21 protein-coding genes are annotated in these 25,774 nt (G+C 65.4%); 8 read left to right on the top strand and 13 right to left on the bottom strand.

What is annotated here, in order from left to right:
* The 5 genes from lanM to gcvT all read right to left on the bottom strand — a co-directional run bounded on the left by lanM (position 1) and on the right by gcvT (position 5,497).
* On the bottom strand, positions 1-3,273 hold the full coding sequence (lanM, locus tag Q8P38_09810; protein ID MDP4014897.1) for a type 2 lanthipeptide synthetase LanM: 3,273 nt from the start codon (positions 3,271-3,273) through the stop codon (positions 1-3).
* Positions 3,270-3,560, bottom strand: coding sequence for a Nif11-like leader peptide family RiPP precursor (locus tag Q8P38_09805; GenBank protein MDP4014896.1), 291 nt, complete (start codon positions 3,558-3,560; stop codon positions 3,270-3,272). Before Q8P38_09805 ends, lanM begins: the two co-directional genes overlap by 4 nt.
* A 211-nt stretch (positions 3,561-3,771) precedes the next feature.
* The gene (locus tag Q8P38_09800; GenBank protein MDP4014895.1) at positions 3,772-3,930 is read right to left on the bottom strand and encodes a hypothetical protein; all 159 of its coding nucleotides are present in this window, start codon (positions 3,928-3,930) and stop codon (positions 3,772-3,774) included.
* Positions 3,931-3,988: 58 nt separating this feature from the next.
* Positions 3,989-4,267, bottom strand: coding sequence for a Nif11-like leader peptide family RiPP precursor (locus Q8P38_09795; protein ID MDP4014894.1), 279 nt, complete (start codon positions 4,265-4,267; stop codon positions 3,989-3,991).
* Between the two features lie 123 nt (positions 4,268-4,390).
* Positions 4,391-5,497 (bottom strand): glycine cleavage system aminomethyltransferase GcvT, encoded by a 1,107-nt coding sequence (gcvT, locus tag Q8P38_09790; protein MDP4014893.1) that lies wholly within the window; start codon positions 5,495-5,497, stop codon positions 4,391-4,393.
* Between the two features lie 83 nt (positions 5,498-5,580).
* Between gcvT and Q8P38_09785 the strand changes: the two genes are divergently transcribed.
* The 6 genes from Q8P38_09785 (at position 5,581) to Q8P38_09760 (ending at position 12,687) form a co-directional block, all read left to right on the top strand.
* The gene (locus tag Q8P38_09785) at positions 5,581-7,065 is read left to right on the top strand and encodes a leucyl aminopeptidase (GenBank protein ID MDP4014892.1); all 1,485 of its coding nucleotides are present in this window, start codon (positions 5,581-5,583) and stop codon (positions 7,063-7,065) included.
* Between the two features lie 104 nt (positions 7,066-7,169).
* Positions 7,170-8,567, top strand: coding sequence for a dihydrolipoyl dehydrogenase (lpdA, locus tag Q8P38_09780; protein ID MDP4014891.1), 1,398 nt, complete (start codon positions 7,170-7,172; stop codon positions 8,565-8,567).
* A gap of 107 nt (positions 8,568-8,674) precedes the next feature.
* On the top strand, positions 8,675-10,333 hold the full coding sequence (sucB, locus tag Q8P38_09775) for a 2-oxoglutarate dehydrogenase, E2 component, dihydrolipoamide succinyltransferase (protein ID MDP4014890.1): 1,659 nt from the start codon (positions 8,675-8,677) through the stop codon (positions 10,331-10,333).
* Positions 10,330-11,067 (top strand): lipoyl(octanoyl) transferase LipB, encoded by a 738-nt coding sequence (gene lipB / locus Q8P38_09770; GenBank protein MDP4014889.1) that lies wholly within the window; start codon positions 10,330-10,332, stop codon positions 11,065-11,067. Before sucB ends, lipB begins: the two co-directional genes overlap by 4 nt.
* An 8-nt stretch (positions 11,068-11,075) precedes the next feature.
* Positions 11,076-12,011: a lipoyl synthase gene (gene lipA, locus Q8P38_09765; GenBank protein ID MDP4014888.1), complete on the top strand. Its 936-nt coding sequence runs from the start codon at positions 11,076-11,078 to the stop codon at positions 12,009-12,011.
* The gene (locus Q8P38_09760) at positions 11,995-12,687 is read left to right on the top strand and encodes a DUF4191 domain-containing protein (protein MDP4014887.1); all 693 of its coding nucleotides are present in this window, start codon (positions 11,995-11,997) and stop codon (positions 12,685-12,687) included. Before lipA ends, Q8P38_09760 begins: the two co-directional genes overlap by 17 nt.
* 78 nt (positions 12,688-12,765) lie before the next feature.
* Here Q8P38_09760 and Q8P38_09755 read toward each other — a convergent pair whose 3' ends face one another.
* The 5 genes from Q8P38_09755 to glnA all read right to left on the bottom strand — a co-directional run bounded on the left by Q8P38_09755 (position 12,766) and on the right by glnA (position 16,385).
* Positions 12,766-12,915, bottom strand: coding sequence for a hypothetical protein (locus tag Q8P38_09755; GenBank protein MDP4014886.1), 150 nt, complete (start codon positions 12,913-12,915; stop codon positions 12,766-12,768).
* Positions 12,912-14,030 carry a nucleotidyltransferase domain-containing protein gene (locus Q8P38_09750; GenBank protein ID MDP4014885.1) on the bottom strand — a complete coding sequence of 373 codons (1,119 nt, stop codon included), beginning with the start codon at positions 14,028-14,030 and terminating at the stop codon, positions 12,912-12,914. The genes Q8P38_09755 and Q8P38_09750 overlap by 4 nt, the downstream gene beginning before the upstream one ends.
* Before the next feature lie 182 nt (positions 14,031-14,212).
* Entirely contained in the window at positions 14,213-14,527 is a 315-nt protein-coding gene (locus tag Q8P38_09745; protein ID MDP4014884.1) for a putative addiction module antidote protein, read from the bottom strand.
* The gene (locus tag Q8P38_09740; protein MDP4014883.1) at positions 14,511-14,849 is read right to left on the bottom strand and encodes a type II toxin-antitoxin system RelE/ParE family toxin; all 339 of its coding nucleotides are present in this window, start codon (positions 14,847-14,849) and stop codon (positions 14,511-14,513) included. The genes Q8P38_09745 and Q8P38_09740 overlap by 17 nt, the downstream gene beginning before the upstream one ends.
* Positions 14,850-14,960: 111 nt before the next feature.
* Positions 14,961-16,385 carry a type I glutamate--ammonia ligase gene (glnA, locus tag Q8P38_09735; GenBank protein ID MDP4014882.1) on the bottom strand — a complete coding sequence of 475 codons (1,425 nt, stop codon included), beginning with the start codon at positions 16,383-16,385 and terminating at the stop codon, positions 14,961-14,963.
* Positions 16,386-16,714: 329 nt separating this feature from the next.
* Here glnA and Q8P38_09730 point away from each other — a divergent pair, with 329 nt between their 5' ends.
* Positions 16,715-17,779: an MFS transporter gene (locus Q8P38_09730; protein ID MDP4014881.1), complete on the top strand. Its 1,065-nt coding sequence runs from the start codon at positions 16,715-16,717 to the stop codon at positions 17,777-17,779.
* 15 nt (positions 17,780-17,794) lie between these two features.
* Here the strand turns inward: Q8P38_09730 and Q8P38_09725 are convergent, their stop codons facing one another.
* Complete coding sequence (locus Q8P38_09725; protein MDP4014880.1) at positions 17,795-20,770, bottom strand: bifunctional [glutamine synthetase] adenylyltransferase/[glutamine synthetase]-adenylyl-L-tyrosine phosphorylase; 2,976 nt, start codon at positions 20,768-20,770, stop codon at positions 17,795-17,797.
* Positions 20,767-22,104, bottom strand: coding sequence for a glutamine synthetase family protein (locus Q8P38_09720; GenBank protein ID MDP4014879.1), 1,338 nt, complete (start codon positions 22,102-22,104; stop codon positions 20,767-20,769). Before Q8P38_09720 ends, Q8P38_09725 begins: the two co-directional genes overlap by 4 nt.
* Before the next feature lie 72 nt (positions 22,105-22,176).
* Between Q8P38_09720 and Q8P38_09715 the strand changes: the two genes are divergently transcribed.
* Positions 22,177-23,931: an NAD+ synthase gene (locus tag Q8P38_09715; GenBank protein ID MDP4014878.1), complete on the top strand. Its 1,755-nt coding sequence runs from the start codon at positions 22,177-22,179 to the stop codon at positions 23,929-23,931.
* On the opposite strand, the gene Q8P38_09710 is transcribed toward Q8P38_09715, so the two are convergent.
* Complete coding sequence (locus Q8P38_09710; protein ID MDP4014877.1) at positions 23,894-25,618, bottom strand: MFS transporter; 1,725 nt, start codon at positions 25,616-25,618, stop codon at positions 23,894-23,896. The two genes, Q8P38_09715 and Q8P38_09710, sit on opposite strands and share 38 nt — an antisense overlap.
* Positions 25,619-25,774: the final 156 nt, after the last annotated feature.

Genomic DNA, 25,774 nt, shown 5'->3' with positions numbered 1-25,774 from the left:
TCAAAGCAGCAGAGTGGACAGATCACCGTCACTCATCATGCTCGCCAAGTGCGCCCCCACTCCTGCGACCCCTGTCATCAGGCCCGGTGCGGTTGTCGCGGCCGTGCGTGGATCGTCGAGCTGCAGCGTGAAGCGGCCCCTGACGCGTGCCCGTGCGATCACGTCGAAGGTCAACTCATCTGCGGCGCCCACCCATTCTGGCTCTCGAGCCCAACGCCCAGCGACCCGTAGCACGGCCGCGCGTCCCATGGATCCGCAGCAAAGGTGGTCCATCATTCCGATCGGACTGCGCACCGTCGTATCCATGGCCAGGCGCAACTCCTCGTCCCACGCACTGGCCTGCGGATGTTCGGGGAGCAGTTGCAGCGCGCGCATGCGAGCCAGCCCGATGCCCGGAGCACCGTGACACCACGCCACCATGAAAGACGAGTCGCCTGGTTCCCGACCCGGGTGCTCGCGGAAATCGGGCCAGTTACCGACGCCGACATCGAAGACGCTGCGTTCATAGGTGAACGCCCGGGTGCCAGCTTCGACAATCCGATCGTCGTCCAATACCGTCCCCGCTTCCAGCAGTGCCATACCCATGCCGCTAGCGCCGTGCGCGAGTCCAGTGAGCGGTGCTCTGGCGTCAGCGACCGGCCAGCCCCCATCACCACTCTGCTCCGACATCAGGTGCTCCGCTGCTGCCCGCAGGATGGAGGCCGTCCGCTCAGTGGGGGTCCGGCGATGAATCCGGGCGATCGGACCTATCAGCCCGGCGACGCCCGCCAGCAGGTCGCGGTGGAGGTCCCGCCCGATCAGGTCCGCGGACACCTGGCAGACCAAGCGACTCACTGCCTCGGGGGCACCGAACATGTCGCCCGGAGCACTGCTGCGCATACGCAGGTCGAACAGTCGGAGCAACCCACCCAGACCTGCCCAGCCGAGGCCGAAATCGCGAAGGCAACGGAATCGCGTGTACTGATCGGGGTCGTCCAGCCGCCGGAGCACCGGCGCCACAGTGGACTCTGCATCGGCCCGAACTGCCCCATCGCGACCGAGATCTGCCATCAGGAATTGAAACGCGGCCACCCCGGCACGGCCGTCATACAGCCCATCACCGATCAGGCCTAGCCTGACTTTGTCCGCGCCCGGGATCAGAGACAATGTGAGCCACGAGCGGTCCGAAGCGCCGTCGTCGATCATTGACTCCGCCAGACCAGTCAGAAGTCCGTCAGCCACCGCACCGACAGTCATGGCACTCGAATCGCCCGGCGCGGTGACATCCACTATCGGCGGCTGCTCTTCGACGCGATTGATGGCGTGGTAGCGAGCCCGAATCGAACCGCGGATCAGTCGCACCTGCCATGCCCTATCGGTGTCCGACAGATTGTTGATGCGTTCGATCGCTTCGCTGATCTCGTTGCCTGCGAGTAAGCCGGGAATCGCCCCAGTCGACGAGATCACCTCATCGGAACCCAACGGATACTCGAAGTACGGGATGTCTAGGTTCTCCATGTCGAAGAGCTCCGACAGGAACACCTGCCACTGAGCGCGCTTCGAATCGGTCAACAGACTGTTGCGCGACAGTTTCTCCAGCGCGAATGCCCGACAGTTGGCATCGGCGAGCGCCTCGGCGCTCAAGGCGCTCTCCTGCACCTTGGCGTACACGCGGGTAGCTCGCAGCACGATCCGGCGCGTAACCCCGGTGAACGCCGCGACTGAGGCAACCAGACTCTCGCGATACTCGGGCACCATGGCCAGTCGGTACACCTGCTCGAAGCCCGCAGTCACATCGTCCACATGTGAGGCCAAGGGGTTCGAAACGCCCGCCGGAACAGGCAGCGATCCAGGTTGGTCGGGAAGGTAATCGACTCTCGCCCAGACCATGTCGTCGGTGTTGACGTGCGCCCAGCCCAGGATTGACATCGGACCTTCCACGGATTTGATGCCCAGCGCGCTGACGTCGTAGGCCCGCATTGGGCTGCCGCCGAGTAGCCAGCACGGGAGCAGCCCTACCCGAAGGACTGAGGCGGCCAACACGCTCTCTGGCGGGTCTGCCGATGCCGGGTTGAGTTCGATCGGATCAACCATCCCGCCCTGGAACAAGGTCTCCGCGTCGATCAAGTGCAGTGAGGTCCCGTCGGCGATCAGGTTCTCGAAGTGGGCGTCCGTTGCCCCGAGCAGGTGAAGCAGGGCAAGTAGCCGACCGGTGTTTCGATAGAACATCGCCAACTCGTCGTCGTTGGCGCAGTGCCGGTGCTCCGCGAGCGCCGCGTACCCGTACTCCGTTCCACGGGCCACAACCGCAAGTGACTTCCAGTCGGGGTCGTCAAGCCAGTTCCCGACTTGTCTGACGAGCTGCTGGAACCGTTCCTCAATGCGCATGTCCTTGGGCTTGTACACAATGCTTCGCCGCTGCGCACCGACTCCGAAGTGAACGATGGCGACGCTTCGACCACGTCGATGGGGATCGCTGAGCCCCCACTTCACTTGGGATATCGGCTCCTGCCCGGGGATGCCGAAATGCGCTTGCAGCAGTTCTCGATCGCCGTCCACCCGTTGCATCATGGCGACCAAGTTCGAGCTCCACTGAGCGCAAGAAACCGAGACCAGGCGACCCAGCACCGGAAAGCGACCGAGCATGCGGGTGAGGCCGTCAGCGAGGTGGCGACGACACCATTCGTCATAGACGGCTGTGGGATGCTCCTGGCCCACGGGGAGCGAACCCAGCTTGAGCAAGAGTGTGGCGCCCATCGGTCGGGTGTCCTCGAAGTCAGCGGCGAGCGCCTGTGAGCACAGCGAGGACAGCCCTTGCAGCAACGCCCTTCGGGCCGATTCCTGCGCGCCGATGGCCAGGCCGCGCAGTTCAGGACTACGCTGGCGAGCTTTGGTCCAGTTCCACCGCACTAGTGGATCCAGGAGCGCCGCGAACGGGATGCCCGGATCCACCGGATCGACGCGGTTCGAACCGCCGGCTGATTGCTGCGATCGGCGGCAAGCGTCGCGCATGGCTTCCAGATCGGCCCACCAGTCGGTCGCGTCCGCCCGAGGAGCGGCATCCAAGACCAGCAGCGGCGCCACATCGCGGCTGCTCAACCCTGCCCAAGCCAGTCGTTTAGCGAACAATCCGGCGTTGTCTGGATCGACCGAAGCCCGCCATTGCGCGACCACCTCAGGTTGTTCGGCATCGTCGCGAGGGTCCGCCTGCGTCGATACAGCGGATCGCCCAGCGCGCTCCAAACGCTCGTGCCAAGGCCAGCCGTGAGTACCGATGGCCGCATCAACCGTCACGGATGATATTGATATGAGCAAACCACGGGGATGGTGCACAGAATCGACCCGGGAAGGCAGGTGTCGGGTCCAGTACGTCCGCCGGAGGCAGCCTCCAGTTCGGCGTCTGAGACGTCCTCGCTCGCCTGAGGGATCAACGTCAGAAACTCGTCAGCGCTGACTTCGATTCCAGCTTCCGAGGCGATTCGCTGCGCGTCGGCCACGTCGGTCGCGACGGCGAGCGCCGCGGCGAAGGCCTCATCTTCCTTCAGCCTGGTGACAAGCACTGCGATCTGTTCCTGAGACATGATCGGCCCATCCCTTCCACTTGACGTCCACTTAGCAGCTTCAAGCTACTCACGAAAACTCCAAGGACGCAACCGCCACGCGAGGGTCTCTGATGAGCCCATGGATCCCTCTTCCCCGGGGGGTCCCCCCGCGTGCGAGGGACGGATACCCCTAGCGTGCGGGGGAATACAGCGGCCCGTCATCTGTGTGGATCAAGGTCACATCCCCGCCCTAGACCTCGTCAGCGGTGTCGGCCACGAAGCACAGCGTCGACACACCCAACAAAACCAGGGACACCGGACCGATCGACACATGTGCCAATCGCCCAGCGCGCTCCAAACGCTCGTGCCAAGGCCAGCCGTGAGTACCGATAGCCGCATCAACCGTCACTGGCGGCCACCCCGGAAACGCCGTCGTGTCACTAGACAGTGGCGGTGGCGCGGATCCGCTATCCGCAAATCCAGCCGAAGGTGCACAGCTGCGTTGGCGGGCAGACGTCGAGGGTGGAGAAACGACGTCCGCCGGAGGCAGCCTCAAGTTCGGCGTCCGAGACGTCCTCGCTCGCCTGAGCTTTCAACGTCAGAAGCTCCTCGGCGCTGACTTCGATTCCAGCTTCCGAGGCGATCCGCTGCGCATCCTGCGCGTCGGTCGCGACGGCAAGCGCCGCGGCGAAGACCTCATCTTCCTTCACCCTGGTGACAAGCACTGCGATCTGTTCCTGAGACATGATCGGCCCATCCCTTCCACTTGACGTCCACTTAGCAGCTTCAAGCTACTCCCGGAGTTGGCAGCAGACAACCGCTGCGCGGCGGTGCATCGGATCGGGGAGCAGCCGCCCCAAGACCCCGCTCTACTTCGGAGACGAGTCGACGAAAGGCGGCCGCACGAGCAGCCCAGCTACGGACTTGCCGCGGATGTCGACATCGACTTCGCTGTCCAGCGGAACATCCGGCTCCACCAGAGCCAGACCAATACCAGTACCGAGCGTGGGCGAGAACGTGCCGCTGGTCAGCAATCCGATATCCCGTCCGCCCTCCCGCACGACCATGCCCGGCCTGGGCACGCCCCGCCCCGTCACGCGAACGCCACGCAGCCGCCGCTTCGGCCCCTCGGCCCGCTGCCGCCGAAGCTCAGCGTCCCCGATGAAATGCGGCTTGTCCCACGCGACGGCCCACGCCAGGCCAGCCTCAACCGGCCCGATGGATGCCGACAGCTCGTGTCCATGCAGCGGGTACCCCATCTCGGTGCGCAAGGTGTCGCGAGCACCAAGCCCAGCCGGGGTCACTGCGGGAACCTGGATCAGGCTTTCCCAAAGCCTCGCTGCCGCTGCCACCGGAACGAAGATCTCGAATCCGACTTCGCCGGTGTAGCCAGTCCTGGAGACGATCACCGGGACGCCCTCGAACTTGGCCGTCTCCACCGTCAAGTACCTGTGCCGCGAGGGCAGTCCAAGACTCTCAAGAACGCCCGGGGATGCGGGACCTTGGACCGCCAGAATCGCGGCAACGTCACCCTCGTCCACCACGGCCTCGTCGCCAAGAGCCTCGCGCAGCACAGCCAGTACAGCGGCGGTGTTGGAGGCATTTGGCACAAGCAACACTTCATCGGCACGCATGCGCGTCGCGAGCATGTCGTCGACAACGCCGCCGTTCTCGTCGCACAGCAACGTGTACTGCACTTGTCCGTCATCCAGAACAGCCAAGTCGTTCGTGAGGGTCTCGTTGAGCCGGGCAACGGCCGGCCCCCCCGAGATCCGCACGGTTCCCATGTGCGAGACGTCGAACAGTCCGCAGCCTGAGCGCACCGCGCGATGCTCGGAGATCGTGCCGGCCGGGTACTCAATCGGCATCGCCCATCCGGCGAAATCGGCCATCTTGGCTCCGGCCGCCCGGTTCCATGCGGTGATCGGCGTTTCCTTCAGTTCCTGCCGCCGACTGTCACGCCGATCTTCGGTCATGGCATGAAGCTACCGCCCGCCCGGTAGCCTGCGATCAACCTGGTGCCACGACTGGGGGAGTCATCCGACTCGAAAGGAAACGCATGACCGCGCTACGGCTCAGCATTGAGGCCCCTGCGGATGTCGACGCCCTCGTCGTGTTCGCCATCAGGTCTGACGGGCGAATGGACCTGCTTGTGCCGCCCAAGACGCTGGGACGCGCGGCTGAACGACTGATCGCACAGGCGGCCTCCGACCTAGCGCCCACTGGCGCCGACACGGGGCCGATCCGGATCCCGAGCTCTCAGCGCGGCCCCGGCCGGGTGACCATCTTGACCACGATCGCAGCCCAGCCTTCATCGGAGGATCTCCGCGATGCCGTCGGCGGCACCCTGCGCGACACATGGGGGCTAGCGCGGATCGCGGTCCTCGCGCCTGACTCCGATCCGGTCACCGTGGCCTGTGTGGCGGAGGGTGCCTTGCTGGGCGCATACAGGTTCGACGCCTACCGAGGCGACAGCTCCGACCCTGACGGCCCCGCACCGTCCGAGATCATCCTCGTGGTCCCCACAGCCGACGACTCTCCGGTCAAGGAAGCTGTCGCCGAAGCCACGACAGTCGCGGCGGCCGTGAACTTGGGCCGCGATCTTGTGAACACCCCGGCGAACAACCTCAACCCCGCCGCCCTGGCCAGCCAGGCCGACAAGCTGTTCAAGCACACCGACGTCGGCGTCGAGATCCTCGACCAGCACGACCTGCGGCGCGGGGAGTTCGGCGGGATCCTGGCAGTCGGTCAAGGCTCCCACGACGGCCCGCGCCTGATCCAGCTCCAGCACCGCCATCCGAAGGCCCGGCTCCACACCGCGCTGGTGGGCAAGGGCATCACGTTCGACTCCGGGGGCCTTTCGCTCAAGCCCGCCAAGTCGATGGAGACCATGAAGCACGACATGGCCGGCGCGGCCTGCGTGCTCGCGACGGTGTCGGCCGTCTCCAAGCTCGGCCTGCCGATCAACGTCACCGGATGGCTGGCGGCAGCGGAGAACATGCCCGGCGGCAGCGCCCAAAGGCCAGGAGACGTAATCAAGATTCGGGGCGGCAAGACCGTCGAAGTCCTCAACACTGACGCCGAGGGGCGGCTTGTCCTGGCCGACGCGCTGGCCAGAGCCTGCGAAGACTCCCCCGACTCGATAATCGACGTAGCTACTCTGACGGGCGCGGCGATGATCGCTCTTGGCATGAGGACCGCAGCCGTTATGGCCAACGACGACGGTCTGCGGTCACGCGTGGTGGCGGCCGCCGATGCCGCGGGCGAGGACATGTGGGCGATGCCGATGCCCGAACACCTGCGAGCCGGGCTGAAATCATCGGTCGCCGACCTGACGAACACCGGCGACCGCAACGGCGGGATGCTGGCGGCCGGGATCTTCCTGCGCGAGTTCATTCCCCGGGGCACCGCGTGGGCACACCTCGACATCGCCGGACCGGCCTTCAATCCCGAGAGCCGCTATGGGTACACGCCAAAGGGCGGCACCGGCTTCGGGGTCCGGTCGCTCGTGGAACTACTCAGGCGCCAGTCGCTCCAGGACTGAACTGGGGCGGCTCGTCGCCTGCCTCCGCCGAATGCCAGGATTCCAATGGCAGCCCATCCCCCGCAGGGCAGGGGGACCCCCATGGGGCGAAGAGGAGCGGGGCAATGACTGACGAAACCGGCGAGGCGGCGGGCGAGTTGTTCGATGTCGTCATCCTGGGCGGTGGCAGCGGCGGGTACGCGTGTGCGCTTCGGGCCTCCGAGCTGGGACTGTCGGTGGCGCTGATTGAGAAGGACAAGCTGGGCGGAACTTGTCTGCACCGCGGCTGCATCCCGACCAAGGCGCTCCTGCATGCCGCGGAAGTCGCCGATACCGCGCGCGGCTCGGCGGCCTTCGGAGTGTCGGCGACCTTCGACGGGATCGACTTGCCGGGCGTCAACCGTTACAAGGACTCCGTAGTCGCGCGGCTGTACAAGGGCCTGCGGGGATTGGTGGAAAGCAAGGCCATCACTTACGTCGCGGGCACGGGCGCCCTGACCGGACCCGATGAGATCACGGTCGGTGGAGTCGGCTATCGGGGGCGGAATCTGGTCCTGGCTTCAGGCTCGGTGCCCCGCACTCTCCCCGGCCTCGAGATCGGCGGTCGCATCATCACCAGCGACGAGGCTCTGGAGCTGGACTGGATTCCAGATTCGGTGATCGTGCTTGGAGGCGGGGTCATCGGCGTTGAATTCGCCAGCGTCTGGCGGTCCTTCGGCGCCGACGTGACCATCGTCGAAGCCCTACCGAATCTCGTAGCGGCTGAGGACGAGGCGTGCTCCAAGGCTCTTGAACGCGCTTTCCGCAAGCGCCGGATCGCGTTCAAGACCGGCGTCGCGCTCACCTCTGCGACTCAGGACGAATCCAGCGTGACCGTGACTCTGGCCGATGGAGCGACACTCACCGCTGACCTGTTGCTCGTCGCTGTGGGCCGAGGCCCCAACACGTCGGGGATGGGTTACGAAGCCAGTGGCCTGGCGATGGACCGTGGGTGGGTCATCACAGATGAGCGTCTGCGCACGAATCTGCCGAACGTGTTCGCTGTCGGGGACATCGTGCCTGGGCCGCAGTTGGCGCATCGCGGGTTCGCGCAAGGGGTATTCGTCGCCGAGGAGATCGCCGGTCTGCGACCCGAACCGATCGTTGAGACCGCCATTCCGCGCGTCACTTACTGCGACCCCGAAGTGGCCTCGGTGGGGCTGACGGAAGCTCAGGCGCGCGACAAGTTCGGGCATGATTCGGTGAGCACATACGAGTACGACCTGGCCGGGAACGGCAAGAGTCAGATCCTGGGAACTCGGGGCTTCGTCAAGCTCGTGCAGCTGACCGACGGCCCGGTCGTGGGTATCCACATGGTCGGCAGTCGAATGGGCGAGCAGATCGGAGAGGCCCAGTTGATCTGCGGCTGGGAAGCCATCCCGGGGGACGTCGCGACCCTGATCCACGCGCATCCGACGCAGAACGAGGCCCTCGGCGAGGCCCACCTCGCGCTAGCCGGGAAGCCCCTGCACGCGCACGGATAGCGCGCCGAGAAGACGCGCCGCCCACATGCCACGAACCGGTAGCTGACAGAAGGCCCGACTCAGGGGAAGATGAGCTGGCCACTAGCCACGGATTGGAGTGGATACGCGTGTCGGTCAACGTCACCATGCCGCAACTCGGCGAGAACGTCACAGAAGGCACAGTCACCCGCTGGCTCAAGCAGGTGGGAGACATGGTCGCAGACGGAGAACCCATCGTCGAAGTTGCCACAGACAAGGTGGATACCGAGATCCCCGCCCCAGCGTCCGGCGTCCTCGTGTCGATCGCTGCGGCGGAGGACGACGTCGTGGCGGTTGGAGCTGAACTCGCGGTGATAGGCGCGGCAGATCAGATGTCGGCTCAGCCCCCCGCGCCAGCATCCGCTGCGCCAGCCTCCGATGCACCGACCGTGATCACGCTGCCCGAACTTGGGGAGTCCGTCACCGAAGGCACCGTTATCCGTTGGCTGAAGTCAGTGGGCGACACCGTTGAGGTCGACGAGCCGCTCGTGGAGATCTCGACCGACAAAGTTGATACCGAAATCCCCAGCCCCGTCGCCGGGACTCTTCTTCAGATCGTCGCCGCGCAGGACGAGGTTGTGGAGGTAGGTGGCGCGATTGGCGTCGTCGGATCAGCCAGCGCGCTTCAATCCCCCGCCTCGGTCCCGGTGTCGGGTGCCGGGGTCGGAGCCAGCGGCGTGAGGCTTGAAGCCGCTGGGCCGACCAAGGGACCCGGCACCGGGACCGCCGGGGGACCGCCGCCCGCGGGCTCAGCCCCGGACGCCGGACCCGCCACCGACACCAGTCCCGCCTATGTCACGCCGCTGGTCCGTAAGCTCGCCGCCGACCACGGCGTGGACCTGGGTTCTGTAGTCGGCACGGGAATCGGCGGGCGAATCCGCCGTCAGGATGTCCTGGCAGCGGCGGGAGTTGGCAGCCAACAACCGACAACGGCCAGTCCTGGCCAGACGGGGGCGCGCGTCCAGCGGCCGCCGTCCCGTCCAGCGCCGACCACGCCAGACGCCCCGAAGCCCACGGCGGCCGACTTGCGCGGCAGAACCGAGAAGATGTCGAACTTGCGACGTCTCATCGCCGAGCGAATGGTGGAATCGCTCCAGGTTTCCGCGCAACTGACGACCGTGTCAGAGGTGGACCTGTCCCGCATCGCCGCTCTGCGCAGCCGGGTCAAGGAACGCTTCGAGTCCCACGAAGGCGTCAAGCTCTCATACCTTCCGTTCTTCGCCAAGGCCGCTGTCGAAGCCCTGAAGTCCCATCCGTCCCTGAACGCCTCGGTTGACATGGCGGAGGGCGAGATCACTTACCACGACTTCGAGCATCTGGGCATCGCGGTCGACACCAAGCGCGGTCTGCTCGCACCCGTGATCCGCGACGCGGGCGACCTCAACATCGCTGGCCTCGCCCGGCACATCGCGAATCTCGCCGAGCGCACGCGAACGAACCGCGTCTCACCTGACGAGTTGTCCGGCGCGACATTCACGCTGACAAACACCGGCAGCCGGGGATCCCTGATCGACACCCCAATAATCAACCAGCCACAGGTCGCCATCCTGGCCACGGGAGCGGTCGTCAAGCGGCCGGTTGTCGTCCAGGGTTCGGACGGCGGGGATCTCATGGCGATCAGGTCAATGGCCTATCTGGCACTGACCTACGACCATCGGGTCATAGACGGAGCGGACGCCGCGCGGTTCATGTCAGCCATCAAACGGCGGCTTGAGGAAGGAGAGTTCGAGGGGGAGCTGGGACTTTGACTTCCGCGGGTACTGCCGTCGTCGAGACGGCTCACTACAAGCGTCCAAGGGCGCCAGTTGCCGACGGCGGCGCCAGGGCACGGCCGCTCGACATCGTGGAGCTTGAGCTGGGCTCGCGTCTCATCCCCTATCCGGAGGCCTGGCGGCTTCAGCGATCCATCCACGCGCGGGTGGCCGATGGCTCCCGGCCCGACACGTTGCTCCTGCTGGAGCACGCGCCGATCTTCACGGCGGGAACCCGGACGCGCCCTACGGACCGCCCCGTCGACGGGTCACCCGTGATCGACGTCGACCGGGGTGGCCGGATCACGTGGCACGGCCCTGGGCAGCTCGTCGGCTACCCAATCGTCCGCCTGCCACACCCTCTCGACGTAGTGGCACATGTGCGGCGCATGGAGTCGCTGCTCCTGGCTGTCTGCGACAGCTTCGGGGTCCGGGCCGGGCGCCGCGAAGGTCGCTCTGGAGTTTGGACGCACGATGCAGCGGGCAGGGACGCGAAGATCGCAGCCGTCGGCGTTCGGGTCGCTCGGGGCGTGACCATGCACGGTTTCGCGCTCAACTGCGACTGCGACCTCACCTGGGCGGACCGGATAGTGCCTTGCGGCATTCCGGACGCGGGCGTGACTTCGCTGACGCGAGTCCTCGGATCCGCGGTCACAGCGCGTGATGCCGCTGCGGCACTGACGCGACGACTCGGCGGCCAGTGGCCCGTTAGCGGCCCGGCCACCGCTTAGGCTCGCGTGTGGCCACATCGGATCTGCCCCTGCGCCGGATAGAGCGCCACAACGCCGAGACGCCGATCGAACGCAAGCCAGAGTGGATCAAGACCAAGCTGTCGACGGGTCCCACCTACTTGGAGATTCAAGAGCTCGTCCGACACGACTCGCTCCACACCGTTTGCCAGGAAGCTCGCTGCCCGAACATCTTCGAGTGCTGGGAAGATCGTGAGGCGACGTTCCTAGTCGGTGGATCACGATGCACGAGGCGCTGCGACTTCTGCCAAATCGACACCGGAAGGCCGGATGCTCTGGACCTCGCTGAGCCGGAGCGCGTGGCCGCGGCAGTGCTGAAGATGGGCCTGGAGTATGCGACTGTCACGGGAGTGGCCCGCGACGATCTGCCTGATCAGGGTGCCTGGCTCTACTCCGAGACCGTGCGGCAGATCCACTCCGCCGTCCCCAACGTCGGCGTTGAAGTTCTCATCCCCGACTTCTCCGGCAAGTCCGATCTGCTCGATGAGGTTATCGACGCTGGTCCTCAGGTGCTGGCCCACAATGTCGAGACCGTGCCCCGGCTCATGCGCGAGGTACGGCCCGCGTTCAGCTTCGAGCGATCGCTCTCGGTGATCACGCATGCCAAGGGACTCGGCGCCATCACGAAGTCGAACCTGATCCTCGGGCTTGGCGAAACGGACGAAGACGTCGTAGCGACGATTTTGGATCTGCGCGCCGCGGGTTGCGACTTGCTCACGATCACTCAGTATCTGCGTCCCAGTGCTCGCCACCACCCGGTAGCCCGCTGGGTTCCGCCCGAGGATTTCGAAGCTTGGCGCGCTTTCGCGCTGTCTGCCGGATTCCGGGGGGTCATGAGCGGTCCGCTAGTGCGTTCGTCGTACAGAGCTGGCCGCCTGTACCGCTCGGCCGTGACCTATCCTGGGGACCATGCCACCAGCCCCTGAACCGAAGAAGAAGCGTTTCGCTTGGGTTTCCCAGTTGCGGGCCAACTTCAAGATGACTCGCCAGGTCTATCCGAGCGTGGGATGGATCATGCTCGGTCTGTTCTGCGTCGTGCTGGCCGTGTTCATCCTCGCCGGGGCCCTGATTGGGAACCCGGCGACGCTGATCATCATGGGCGTCCCGCTTGGCCTACTGGCGGCGATGTTCTACTTCAGTCGCAAAGCCATGAGCGCCGCCTACCGTCAAGTGGAGGACCAGCCTGGCGGTGCGGCCGCCGTCGCGAAGGCGATGCGTGGCAACTGGACTACGACCCCAGGAGTTTGCGTCACTCGCAACCAGGACATCGTTCACCGAGTCGTCGGCAGACCCGGCGTGATTCTGGTCTCCGAGGGCCCGTCGGCGCGTGTTGAGCACGTCCTGACAAGCGAGAAGAAGCGCACCCAGCGGTATGTCCCCGAAACCCCGATACACGAGATCCAGGTCGGCACCGAGGATGGACAGGTACCGATCGCGAAACTCCAACGCCGACTCTCGAGACTCCCGAAGGCGTTGAGGCCGGCGGAAGTCACTGCTGTGCGACGGCGCCTGGACGCTGTGACCAAGCAGCCAGCCCCGATCCCCAAGGGCCCCATGCCGAAGAGCGCGAAGGCCGCCCGGGCGCAGATGCGCGGTCGCTGAGCGCCAGCGACTCACGCAGCCTGTGCTATCAAGGCGATTCGGGAGGAGATCGAGCGAGGGCACCTGGCGATGCAAGCCTCATATCTCGGGCGGCAGGATGCCCTTCATGCGTTCGATGGCGTCAGCGAGAGGCGCCAGGCGGTTGTCGACGGTGAGCTGGAGGTGAGAGCGGATCGACGTGATGGCTGTCGCGATGTCATCGAGTCGGTCGGCGTCGGAGCGGCTCACAGTGGTAGCAGATCCTTCGCGGCGCGTGAGCGCAGGCGCTCCTTGAGGCCGTTGCGTGGCACCAAGTCGACGGGCACACCGAGCACGTCTTCCAGTTCCCGCTTGATGCCGATGACGTCGATGATGTCGGTCCCGGGTGCGAAATCGACAAGCAGGTCGACGTCGCTGTCTTCGCGATCGTCGCCCCGTGCGGCGCTGCCGAAGATCTCTGGGTTCGTGACGCCGTGACGGCGCAGCACATCGAGAAGCTCCCCACGGTGGGCGGCCACACGGCGACCCGTGGGGCCGCTGAGCGGCTTCCGGGCAGGCGCTGCGATATCGGCCACGCCTCCATCGTATCGGCGACCCGACACGTCGGCTTTGGTCATGGTGCCGACGAAGGCATCAACATTCCCGACGAGTTTGGCCACCTCCGCCAGCGAGCCGTAAGTCGGCGACCGGGCCAGGACCCGAGCCAGCGAATCGACATCAAGGCCGGCGAGCTCCATGAGGTGCCGGAGCAGTCCGGCGCCGTCGCTCTTGCGGAAACCGTTGCGGGCGGCGTACGGGGCCAGCAGCTCTTCAATCTTCGCGAAGTCGAGACGACGTCTTCCCGCTGCATCACGAAGGGCGTCGGCGATGTGGCGCAGATCGGCCTCAACGTTGAAGAGATCGGCGACCGTCGCCTCCATCGTCAGCGTGGGGAGTCCTTCGACGATGGTGACGTCGCGCGAGTCCAGCCTGCACTGGCGATAGCGAATCTCGGCCCGCTGGCTCTGTCGGCGCGTCGACGCCATGAAGTCGTGGTGTCGATCCCAGAGGTCACCGATGCCGTGTAGACGGGCAGCAGACCCGCCCGCGAAGACGGCGTCGCCTGCGAGGTTCTTGCTGCGCTCGTAGGCGAGACGCTTCGGGTCGGTGCTCAGCCATGCGGCCCGCATGTCGTCGAACTGATCGCCGGGAGCACCGGCATCCTTGTAGACGCCGTGAGCGAGTCGCTCCAGGAGCCCGTCGGCGGCGAGTCGCGAAAGGTCCAGTCGGGTGATGCCGTGGATGCTGGCTTGAGCCGACGTCACCATGCCCCACTGGTAGGCGGTGACCTCGGCAAGCACGCGGAGGGCATCCTTCGCTTTCATACTTGGAGCGTATCGTCAGTTGATACATTCCCAGTTTCTGTTCTAATGATCATAGGCTTGGCGACGGGCCGGACTCCGCCTTGCCCCGGCCATGACCACCCTCGGCACGTAGGCCACCTCTGACCCGACAGCGAAGACGCCTATCACGGGCAGCAGTCGCCGCCGGATGTGCCGCGAAACCGTCAGGCCACGTCGTGCGCAGCAGCGTGCAGCTCGAAACGCAGTCCTAGCGCGTTGGTCACCTTGAGAATCGTCGACCAGGTCGGGTTGCCCTCCTCGGAGAGCGCCTTGTAGAGCCCGTCACGGCTCATGCCGACTCTGCGAGCGAGCTCGCTCATGTTCTGCGAACGCGCGATGACGCCGAGAGCGCGGGGAACTGCGGTCGGGTCCTCGGCGGACTCTCCGAGGGCAAGTTCGAGGTAGCCGGCGACGTCATTGAGGTCGTCAAGGTAGTCGGCCACGTCGAACGGCTTGAACTTCTCACTCTTCTTGGTCATCGTCTTCCTCCTTGTCTTTGTCCTTCTGTGCTCGCCACTCATCGGCGAGCTCGCGCGCCTTCTCGATGTCCTTCCGTTGCGTTGACTTGTCTCCGCCGCAGAGCAGGAGGACCAGCGCGTCACCGTCTTGCAGGCAGTAGACCCGGTATCCCGGTCCCACATCGAGCCGCAGCTCCGACAGGCCCTTGCCGATCGGACCGACATCGCCAGGATTGCCGTTTGCCAGCCGGTCGATGCGCTTGAGGATGCGGAGCTTGCCCTGCTTGTCCTTGAGCTTCCGGATCCAGCCATCGAAGTCGTCGGTGCGGACAACCACGATCACATGTCGACTATATCTGACACTCGCGCGAATTGGCTGCTCGAGAGCAAACGAAAGCGGCCCCCGATCCCGCGTTTCCGCAGGTCAGGGGCCACTTCGGGTCTACGGCGTCTGTCACAGGTCGTAGTACATCTCGAACTCGTGAGGATGCGGACGCAGCCTGATCGGGTCGATCTCGTTGGCTCGCTTGTAGTCCACCCAAGTCTCAATCAGGTCTGAGGTGAACACGCCTCCCTCGGAGAGGAACTCGCTGTCCCCCTCAAGAGCGGCAAGCGCACCCTCAAGCGAAGATGGCACCTGTGGGATGCCAGCGGCCTCGTCCGGCGGAAGCTCGTACAGGTCCTTGTCGACCGGCGCCGCCGGCTCGATCCTGTTCTTGATCCCGTCCAGGCCCGCCATCATCATCGCGGAGAACGCCAGGTACGGATTGCTGGACGGGTCCGGCACCCGGAACTCGATCCTCTTGGCCTTCGGGTTCGCGCCGGTGATCGGGATCCGGATGCACGCGGATCGGTTGCGCTGCGAGTACACCAGGTTCACCGGAGCCTCAAAGCCGGGAACCAGGCGGTGATAGGAGTTCATCGTCGGGTTCGTGAACGCCAGCAGCGCGGGCGCGTGGGCCAAGAGCCCGCCGATGTACCACCGGGCAGCGTCTGACAGCCCCGCATACCCGAGCTCGTCGTAGAACAGCGGCACTCCGTCCTTCCACAGCGACTGGTGCGAGTGCATGCCAGAACCGTTGTCCCCGAACACGGGCTTCGGCATGAAGGTCGCCGTCTTCCCATTTCGCCAGGCGACGTTCTTGATCACGTACTTGAACAGCATCGCCTGGTCCGCCGCGTGGAGCAGCGTGTTGAACTTGTAGTTGATCTCGGCCTGACCCGCGGCGCCGACCTCATGGTGGGCCCGCTCAATCTCAATGCCGACCTTCTGCAACTCGTGCGACATCTCGTCACGCATGTCCGCGAAGTGGTCCACGGGCGGTACCGGGAAGTAGCCGCCCTTGTACCGCGTCTTGTATCCGCGGTTGCCACCCTCTTCGACCCGGCCTGTATTCCAAGCCGCTTCGATCGAGTCGATGTAGTAGTAGGAAGCGTTCTGCTTCGTCTCGAATCGCACATCATCGAACACGTAGAACTCAGCCTCAGCGCCGAAGTACGCGGTGTCGGCGATGCCGGTCGACGCCAGGTATGCCTCAGCCTTCGCCGCCACCTGGCGCGGGTCGCGAGAATAGGGTTCGTCCGTGAACGGGTCGCGGATTGAGAAGTTCATGACCAAGGTCTTCTGTGCCCGGAATGGGTCCACGAACGCCGTCGCCGGGTCCGGAATCAGCTTCATGTCCGACTCATGGATCGCCTGGAAGCCCCGGATCGATGACCCGTCGAACATCTGACCCTCGGTGAAGAACGACTCGTCCACGGTCTCGGCCGGCACGTTGAAGTGCTGCATGACCCCAGGAAGATCACAGAACCGAATGTCGATGAACCGGACATCGTGGTCTTTCACGAACTTCAGCGCTTCATGCGCGTTCTTGAACATTCAGTCTCCCTCACGGTGTTCAGACTGCCGACTCAGATCCGCAGACCCCTGGACGAAGTGTCCGGCCAACGCGGCCAACCACTAGTGTCCCCTCAGTGGCTGCGGTCCAATCTAGGAGGGCGGGGTTTCCCGGCAGTGTCCCGAATGTTTCCGTCGTGTTACGTGTCAGGCCCAGTTGTGATCCCCTCACGATTGGTGCGGGGGCAGGGGCGTTGATGCACCACAGGCGTCCACCGGCGGCGACTTGGACTAAGGGCAGCATCAGAGCCCTCCTGGCAGCCGTTGGGGTGAATCTCGCAGGTGTACTACCTCTGTTCCTCACTGGAGCGATGGCTGTCCAGATCGGCAAGGACATGGCACTCGGCCCTGGAGGGATTGGATTCGTTGTCGCGGCGTTCGCGTCCGTATCCCTGCTGACAAGCGCGCCGTTGGGTCGCGCAGTCGGATCGCTCGGCATCACTACTTCCATGCGCACGGCCGCCGCCGTGTCATGCATGGCCCTGACCGCCGCCGCGGCTGCGCCGACGCCTGTGCTGCTCGCCGCCGCGCTAGCGATCGGCGGCCTGAGCAACTCACTCGGGCAACCCGCCTCCAACGCGCTGGTCGCCGCGAGAGTGCCGACATCAAGGTTCGGCATGGCATATGCGATCAAGCAGTCCGCGATACCGCTTTCGATCCTGCTCGGCGGCCTGGCGGTGCCGGCCATCGCCCTGACTCTGCATTGGCGCGCCGCCTATGTCGCCGCGGCCTTGCTGTCGCTGCTCGCCGGGTTCCTTGTTCCGGCCAACGTCCAGCCTTCCGCTGGTCGCGCCGAGCGGCCCGTCGCGCCTGGGGAGCGCGGCGGAGCCTGGCTGCTCGCGGCGGGACTGGCCGCTGCGGCGATCGCGGCCACGTCAATAGGGGCTCACGCCGCTTCATCTGCCGTGGCGGTCGGCTTCTCGGAATCCACAGCCGGCTATCTGGTCGCCGCGGGAGGGGCCGCCGGACTGGCCGTCCGCCTGGCTGCGGGCTGGCGAGCCGACCGGGTCCAGGGAGGTGCGCTCATCGCGGCCGCCGCACTCTGCGCCGCCGGAGCGGTGGGGTGGCTGATGATGTCCACAATGTCCCCCTGGCCCTTCCTCGTCGGGCTCCTGGCAGCCAACGCGTTCGGCTGGGGTTGGCCCGGCCTGATCCACCTGGCCGTGGCCCGCCGCTTCCCGGAATCCACCGCCGCCGCCAGCGGTATCACTCAGACCGGGGTGTCGCTGGGCCTGCTGACCGGTCCGGTGCTCATCGGCGTTATCGCCACATCTCTGGGGTGGGGTCTGGCCTGGATGACCTCGGCTGCGGCTGCGTTCGCGGGCGCTTCGGTGATGCTGCTCGCCAGGCGAAGGCTGCGCAGAGCCCGCCCCTGACGCGGAGCGCTTGCTTCACTCGCCGTAGAAGATCCTCTCGACTACTCGACGAGCCCGCCGAGCTGTACGCCGGTAATCCTCAACGAGTTCCTGACTCTCCCCCGGGCCATAACCCATGACGTGCGCTGTCCTGGCCAGAGACCGGGCGTCGCCGGGCACAACGTCCCCCGGCCTGCCTGTTGCCAACATTATGGCGTTGCGCACTCTGGCGGCCAGAGTCCAAGCTGACGCCAACTGCTCGGCATCCTGTTCGGCGATCAAGTCGTTGTCCTTGGCGCAGGCCAACGCTTCCAGGGTGCTCGTTGTCCGAAGTCCTTCAACCGCGTAGGCGTGATCCATCTGAAGTAGCTGCACGGTCCACTCCACGTCAGACAGTCCGCCCCGCCCGAGCTTGGTGTGAAGCGTCGGGTCGGCGCCACGAGGAAGCCGCTCGGCCTCCACCCGAGCCTTGAGCTTGCGTATCTCCCGCCGCTGCTCGGACGCCAGACCGCCATCGGGATAGCGCAGCGGGTTGATCACCTGGACGAATCTCTTCCAAAGTCCCCCGTCTCCACATGCTCGCCCGGCCCGCAACAGCGCCTGGGCTTCCCATGTACTCGACCAGCGCGAGTAGTAGGCACGGTACGAATCGAGCGATCGGACAACCGGCCCGTTGCGCCCCTCGGGGCGCAGGTCCGCGTCCATGACCAGCGCGGGGTCGGCCGAAGGCAACGTCAGCAGTCTGGCCATCTCATTGGCCAAACCGAGCGCGATCTGACCAGCTTCCTCATCCTGGACCCCCGAAACCGCCTCATAGACGAACATGACGTCCGCGTCTGACGAATACGAGGCCTCACCCGCCGACATCCTGCCCATCGCCACGACTAGGAATCTCACGGCCGGCTTCCGGCCCTTCCCCGCAATCGACAGCGCCCCAGCCAGCGAGGCCATCGTCACGTCGGACAGTCCACGGCCCACCTGCTCCACATCAGTGAGCCGCAGGACATCGCCGACCGACAGCCGGAACAGTTCACGGCGGCGGATCCCACGAATCGCCTGGATCGCAGCCTCAGGCTCATCATGACGACTCGCGGCTCCAAGGGCCTCGACCTCCATCTGCTCCCGCCCGAACGGAACCAGCTCATCGTCTGACCCCAGAATCCTGACGCCTTCCGGAGCCCGCTGGAGCAGCTCGCTGGCGTATCGACTGCTGCCCAGGACCTTCGCCAGGCGTTGAGCGGTCACCGACTCATCACGCAGCATCCCCAGGAACCATGGCGATCCGCCGAGCGCCTCGCTCACCTGCCGGAAGCCCAGCAGAGCCGCATCCGGATCCGGACCGTCCGCGAACCAGGACAACATCACAGGCAACAGCGTGCGCTGGATGGCCGATCGCCTAGTGATTCCGGACGTCAGCGCTTCGATGTGGCGCAGCGCCGATGCTGGGTCGGCGAATCCAAGTGCCGCCAGTCGCTGGCGGGCGGCATCCGGCGTCAGGCGGGCCTCACCACTGTCGAGGCGGGCAACGGCCTGCAGCAGCGGCCTGTAGAACAACTTCTCGTGCAACCTGCGTGCGTCAAGGGCGCTAGACCCCCAGGCGGACTCCAACTGCGCCTGGGGGTGAGCGCGCATGCCCATCGAGCGGGCGATGCGCCGCAGATCCCGCTCAGACTCCGGCACGAGGTGTGTCCTCTTCAAGCGGTACATCTGGATCCTGTGTTCCATGGTGCGCAGGAACCGGTAGGCGGCAGCCATCTGTGCCGCGTCCTTCAGCCCCACGTATCCGTGGATGGACAACGCCTCGAGCGCCCTCATCGTGTTGGGGCTGCGGAGCATCACATCGCTGCGACCGTGAACCAGTTGCAGCAGCTGCACGCTGAACTCGACATCACGCAGACCGCCTGGACCCAGCTTGAGTTGGCGCGCAGCCGCGGCGCCCACGACGGAGTGCTCCACTCGTCGTCGCATCGCCTGCACGTCATCGACGAAGTTCGGCCGACCGGCCGCGGACCAAACGAACTGCGAGACAGCATCCGCGTACCGACGTCCGAGTTCCATGTCACCGGCGGCCGGGCGGGCTTTGAGCAGCGCCTGAAACTCCCAGGTTTGCGCCCAGCGTTCGTAGTAGCCAACGTGGCTGTCCAGTGTCCTGACGAGCGCCCCGGATTTGCCTTCTGGGCGAAGCGCCGCGTCGACCTCCCACAACGATCCTTCACGCGTAGTCGCGCTGCAGGCGCGCATCAAGGCGGTCGCGAGCCGAGTGCCGTCCCGAACCGCGCCATCATCGTCGCCAGACGTTGATGCCACAACGAACACAACATCCACATCGGACGCGTAGTTCAGCTCGCGCCCGCCGCACTTCCCAAGCGCTATTACGGCGAAACGGCACGGAGGGGAACCGGCTTCCGACTGCGCGATGGCCAGCGCCGTCTCAAGTGCCGCATCCGCGACATCCGACAGATCCTCCGCGACGCTGTCGAAGGGCAACCCCTCAGCCACGTCCGCGCACACAATCCGGATCAGCTGCCTGTGGTACTCCCGTCGCAGCGCGTCGAGCTGCTCTGACCCATGGCCCGCCGCGACGGGCACGGCGCGTTCCGGGTCAGCACCCACCGCCGTCAGAAGCTCGGAGCGGACTCGCCCGGCTCCGACCCGCTTCGCAGGGGCACTGAGTACCTCCCAGTCGCTGGGGTGCCGCACGAGGTGGTCGCCCACGGCCTCCGACACCCCCAGGACGCTCAAGAGTCGGTCGCGCGTGCCCGGGTCTGTCGCCAGCGCAGCGCGAAGCTTCGCGGCTACCTGATCATCGGCCGCGTCGAGCACGCGTGAAAGTGAGAGAAGAGCCAGATCAGGTTCAGCGACGTCAGCGATGGCTTCTAGGACCTCACTGCTGACGCAGTCCGCGAGCGTCGGCGACGCCAACAGTTGCTCCGCGCGATCGGGTTCCACGAAGCCCAGGCGGGCCAACATGCCCCCAGTCGTCGCTGCCCGGGGGTTGGAGCTGGCGTTCACAGCAACGGTAGGTACCTGTCCAACTCGAACTGGGTCACTTCACTTCGGTATTCGCGCCACTCGGCCCGCTTGTTCCGTAGGAAGAAATCGAATACGTGCTCGCCCAGCGTCTCCGCTACAAGCTCGCTATCCTGCATCTGGTCCAGCGCCTCCCCCAAACTCGCCGGAAGCGGCCGCATGCCCATGGCGCGCCGCTCAGCATCGGTTAGCGCCCAAACGTCATCCTCGGCGCCTGGCGGCAGCTCGTATCCGGATTCGATCCCCTTAAGACCCGCGGCCAACATCACAGCCAATGCCAAGTACGGGTTGCACGCCGCGTCCAGTGACCGCACCTCAACCCGCGTCGATCCGCCCTTGTGTGGCTTGTACATGGGGATCCTGACTAGGCCCGAACGATTGTTGTGGCCCCAGCAAACCCCAGCGGGCGCCTCCCCGCCGCCGTACAACCGCTTGTATGAGTTGACCCACTGATTGGTGACCGCGGTGATCTCAGTCGCGTGCTCGAGGAGACCAGCGATGAACGACTGCCCAACCCTCGACAGCTGATACTCCGAACCTGGCTCGTAGAACGCGTTGCGGTCGCCCTCGAACAGTGACAAGTGCGTGTGCATTCCCGATCCCGCGTGGTCTCGGAAAGGCTTGGGCATGAATGTCGCGAAGACGCCGTTCCTCAACGCCATCTCCTTCACCACGATTCGGAACGTCATGATGTTGTCGGCGGTGCTGAGAGCGTCGGCGTAGCGCAGATCGATCTCCTGCTGGCCCGGTGCCGCCTCATGATGGCTGAACTCGACCGAAATCCCCATCGATTCCAGCATGTCAATCGTTGCCCTGCGGAAGTTCTGGGCGACGCCGTGCGGTGCATGGTCGAAGTAGCCGTAGCGGTCGATGGGAACCGGCGCGCTGCCAGCTTCGTGCGGGCCCTTCAGCAGGAAGAACTCAATCTCCGGATGGGTGTAGAACGTGAACCCCAGATCGGCCGCCTTCGCCAAGGTCCGCTTCAGCACATGCCGTGGGTCGGCGTAGGAGGGAGACCCGTCCGGCATGTGAATATCGCAGAAGATCCTCGCCGTCCCACGCGATTCTCCGCCCCACGGCAGGATCTGAAACGTGGCTGGGTCTGGCCGCATGATCATGTCCGACTCGGACACCCTGGCGAATCCCTCGATAGCCGATCCGTCGAACCCGATCCCCTCCTCGAACGCGCCCTCCAGTTCGGCCGGCGCGACCGCCACCGACTTCAGGGTCCCCAAAACGTCCGTGAACCACAGCCTCAGGAAGCGGATGTCACGCTCTTCGATCGTGCGCAGTACGAACTCGGTCTGCTTGTCCATGGACCCATCTTGCCCGCACTACGGCCGGAAGTCGCTGCTCAACCCACTAATGGCACGCCCTAACCTGAAACCGTGCCAGTCCTGCGCCTCGCTCTCGCCCAGATGAATCCCACCGTGGGCGACATCTCGGGCAACTCCGGGATGATCGTCGACTGGTGCCACAGGGCACGGGACGCCGGTGCCGACATCGTCGCCTTCCCAGAGATGTCCCTGACCGGATACCCGATCGAGGACCTGGCCTTGCGGCCCTCATTCCAGGACGCCTCACGGGCCGCGGCGGAGGATCTGACCAGGTCTCTGGGTGGCCAGGGCCTCGGGAATCTGGCTGTCGTGGTAGGCCTGCTTGACCGTAGCGAGCCTCGACAGCGCACGCCGGGACGGCCTCGCAACGACCCGCTCAACGCCGCGTGGGTGCTGCACGACGGTGAAGTCCGTGGCCGGTACGCCAAACACCACTTGCCCAACTATGGCGTCTTCGATGAATACAGGTACTTCGTGCCGGGCGACTCGTCGTGCGTCTTCCGAACCGGGGGCGCTGACGTCAGCCTGGCCATTTGCGAAGACCTCTGGCAAGAGGGCGGTCCGGTCTCGCGGGTGCGCGAGAACAAGTCTGGACTACTGCTCGTCCTGAACGGTTCGCCATACGAGCACGCCAAGGAGGACATCCGGCTTGACCTCTGCCGTCAGCGAGCGGCCGAAGCTGATTGCCCACTGGCTTACGTGAACATGGTCGGCGGACAGGACGAGCTGGTCTTCGACGGGGATTCCATGATCGTGGGCGCCGACGGGCAGGTGCTGGCCCGCGCGCCCCAATTCGCCGAAGACCTGCTCGTCGCCGATGTGGAAGTCGCTCCAGCCACGGCGGATACCCGCCTCGCGGACTCTGGTGAAGTCATCGTGCTCACCGCAGCGCCGCGCCCGGGGACACTCGCGCCGCTGGCTGCGGCGCCGGTCGCGCCCCAGCTCTCGGGCGACGCGCAGGTGTACGCCGCGCTCGTCATGGGCCTGCGCGACTACGTGCGCAAGAACGGATTCGAGTCGGTGGTCCTGGGACTATCCGGCGGAATCGACTCGGCCCTGACCGCGGCTATCGCCTGCGACGCGCTCGGCGAATCGTGCGTCCACGGGGTGGGCCTGCCGAGCCGCTACTCATCGCAGCACTCCCAAGACGACGCCGCCGACCTGGCGACGCGTACAGGTCTGACGTACAGGCAGATCCCGATCGAGCCGATCGTCACACAGATTCACCAAGCGCTGCCCCTGGCTGGTCTGGCAGCGGAGAACATACAGGCCCGAATCCGCGGAGTGATCCTGATGGGAATCTCGAACTCCGAAGGTCATCTGGTGCTGGCCACGGGGAACAAGACAGAGATCTCGGTCGGGTATACGACGATCTACGGTGACGCGGTCGGCGGATTCGCCCCCATCAAGGACGTACCAAAATCAGCGGTGTGGCGCCTGGCCAAGTGGCGGAATGCCGAAGCCGTCCGCCTCGGCCTGACGCCGCCGATCCCGGAGTCCAGTATCGCCAAGGCCCCTAGCGCCGAGCTTCGGCCCGATCAGTTCGACACGGATACCTTGCCGGATTACGCGCTCCTCGATGACGTTCTCGACGACTACGTCGAACACGACAGGAGCGCGGCAGGACTCGTCGCCGACGGATTCGCCCCTGACCTCGTTTCCCGCGTTCTCGGCCTCACCGACGCGGCCGAGTACAAACGCCGCCAGTACCCGCCTGGAACCAAGATCAGCCTTCGAGCATTCGGCCGTGACCGGCGGCTGCCGATAACTAATCGCTGGCGGGAGCATCCGGCGCTAGACCCATGACATTCTCAATCTCCCGCTCGGTGACTTCCTGCGGCTGATCCCACGTGTCACGGGGACTGCGATCCCCCACACGCGGCGGACGGATGCGCGGCAATAGGAACGCCACTAGCAGCGCCGCGATCACAACCATCACAGTCGAAATCGCCACGGCGACTTGCGACGCGCCCAGGAACGCTTCGAACGCCCCCGCTCGGATGAGCTCGATCTGGTCGGTGGGAACGCCGCCCTGGCTCTCCCAAGCAGACAGAATCTGATTCGTGGCCACGACCGACTCCTCGGCTTTAGCCCTGGGGAACTCGGGAGGCAGCGCAGCGAACACCTCCGCGGAGCGGGACGCGTACTGGGTTCCTAGCACCGCGCCGACCGTCGCGACCCCAAGCGCCCCGAATACCTGTCGCACCGTGTTCTGCACAGCCGAACCCGCGCCGGCCCGCGACAGGGGCAGGATGTTCTGCATCACCGACGTGGATGGCGCGATGACGTTTCCCATGCCCAGCCCGAAAGCGAAGAACCCGACGAGGACGAGCACCATGTTTGTGTCCATGTTCAGCCGCGTCAGCGCGGCAAGCGAGGTCGCCACGATCGCCAGCCCAGTCGTCATCACAGCCCGGTACCCGAATCGTTCGACCATCCTGGCGCTGTTGGGAGCGGCGATTAGCTGACCAACGGCGAACGGCATGAACGCCAATCCGGCCTGGAGAGTGCCGTACCCCCGCAGCACCTGGAGGTAGAACGGCAGCGAGAACATGATCCCCGTCATCGCGAAGAACGTCAGGCTGACCGCGCCCAGGCTGACCGCGTAGCCCCTGTTCCGGAAGAGTCCGACATCGAATGACCGTCCAGAACTGCGCCACTCATAGACCAGGAAGCCCACGATCAACAACAGGCCCAAGCCGACCGGACCGAGCACCTCCGGGTTACGCCAACCGCCAACGGACGAGGCGTGAATGATTCCGTAGACCAGAGATAGCAGTCCCGTGAACGACAGGACAAGCCCCACGATGTCCACTCGCTGCCGACGCGGGTTCCGCGTTTCTGGGACGATGCGCAGTATCCCGATAGTGCCAACGATCACTATCGGCACGTTTATCAGGAACACCGAGCCCCAGCTATTCCCAGTCAGCCATCTGGTCCACTCTGGGTGCGCAAGCAACAGCCCGCCAAGCACAGGCCCAAGCGAGATCGCCGCTCCCACCGCTCCAGCCCATGTGCCGATCGCCCGGCCACGCTCGTGCGGCGGGAACACAACCGTGATTATGGCGAGAGTCGCTGGCATAACGGCCGCGCCGCCGACACCCATCAACCCTCGTGATCCCGTCAGCCAAAGCGGAGTCGCCGCGAAGGCCGAAAACGCGCTGGCGGACCCGAAGATCAGCAGACCGACGATCAGGATCCTCTTGCGGCCGAACCTGTCCCCCAGCACTCCCCATGTGAACAGAAGTGCGGCGAACACCACGATGTAGGAGTCAACCGCCCACGTCAGTTCGCTCTGGGTCGCGTGAAGTTCGCCCTGAATGGTCGGCAGCGCGATGTTCAGCACTGTGCTGTCCAGAACCACGACTAGCAAGCTGACGACGAGCACCGCCAGGATCGCCCAGCGGCGAGGGTGCCCTTCGCCGCTGATTGACCAATCCTGCGGCGGAGCCGAGCTATCCGCTACCTCGGGGTGGCGCGACTCAGACTGCATTCGGGGCTCGATTCTCTAGAGCGTGGCCGCCCGCGGCAGCCACCACAGGCTACTGCGCGCTCGGCAAGGCCCCTGCCACCCGACTGGCGCCAGTCAGAATCCGCGAGCGATGGCACAATAGAACCGTCGCGGCGACGATGCGTCGACGGCGCTGGA

Source organism: Candidatus Nanopelagicales bacterium, assembly GCA_030700225.1.
Taxonomy (GTDB): Bacteria; Actinomycetota; Actinomycetes; order S36-B12.
Note: the sequence above shows the minus strand (reverse complement) of the source record. Positions and strands in the feature narration are given on the sequence as shown.

What these genes read in the sequence shown, in the direction of transcription:
- Q8P38_09710 (MDP4014877.1), bottom strand. Translation starts at nt 25,618, where the DNA reads ATGCAGTCTGAGTCGCGCCACCCCGAGGTAGCGGATAGCTCGGCTCCG.
- Q8P38_09745 (MDP4014884.1), bottom strand. Translation starts at nt 14,527, where the DNA reads ATGACCAAGAAGAGTGAGAAGTTCAAGCCGTTCGACGTGGCCGACTAC.
- Q8P38_09720 (MDP4014879.1), bottom strand. Translation starts at nt 22,104, where the DNA reads ATGGACAAGCAGACCGAGTTCGTACTGCGCACGATCGAAGAGCGTGAC.
- glnA (MDP4014882.1), bottom strand. Translation starts at nt 16,385, where the DNA reads ATGTTCAAGAACGCGCATGAAGCGCTGAAGTTCGTGAAAGACCACGAT.
- Q8P38_09730 (MDP4014881.1), top strand. Translation starts at nt 16,715, where the DNA reads ATGGCTGTCCAGATCGGCAAGGACATGGCACTCGGCCCTGGAGGGATT.
- Q8P38_09760 (MDP4014887.1), top strand. Translation starts at nt 11,995, where the DNA reads ATGCCACCAGCCCCTGAACCGAAGAAGAAGCGTTTCGCTTGGGTTTCC.
- Q8P38_09750 (MDP4014885.1), bottom strand. Translation starts at nt 14,030, where the DNA reads ATGAAAGCGAAGGATGCCCTCCGCGTGCTTGCCGAGGTCACCGCCTAC.
- lpdA (MDP4014891.1), top strand. Translation starts at nt 7,170, where the DNA reads ATGACTGACGAAACCGGCGAGGCGGCGGGCGAGTTGTTCGATGTCGTC.
- Q8P38_09785 (MDP4014892.1), top strand. Translation starts at nt 5,581, where the DNA reads ATGACCGCGCTACGGCTCAGCATTGAGGCCCCTGCGGATGTCGACGCC.
- Q8P38_09805 (MDP4014896.1), bottom strand. Translation starts at nt 3,560, where the DNA reads ATGTCTCAGGAACAGATCGCAGTGCTTGTCACCAGGCTGAAGGAAGAT.
- gcvT (MDP4014893.1), bottom strand. Translation starts at nt 5,497, where the DNA reads ATGACCGAAGATCGGCGTGACAGTCGGCGGCAGGAACTGAAGGAAACG.
- Q8P38_09795 (MDP4014894.1), bottom strand. Translation starts at nt 4,267, where the DNA reads ATGTCTCAGGAACAGATCGCAGTGCTTGTCACCAGGGTGAAGGAAGAT.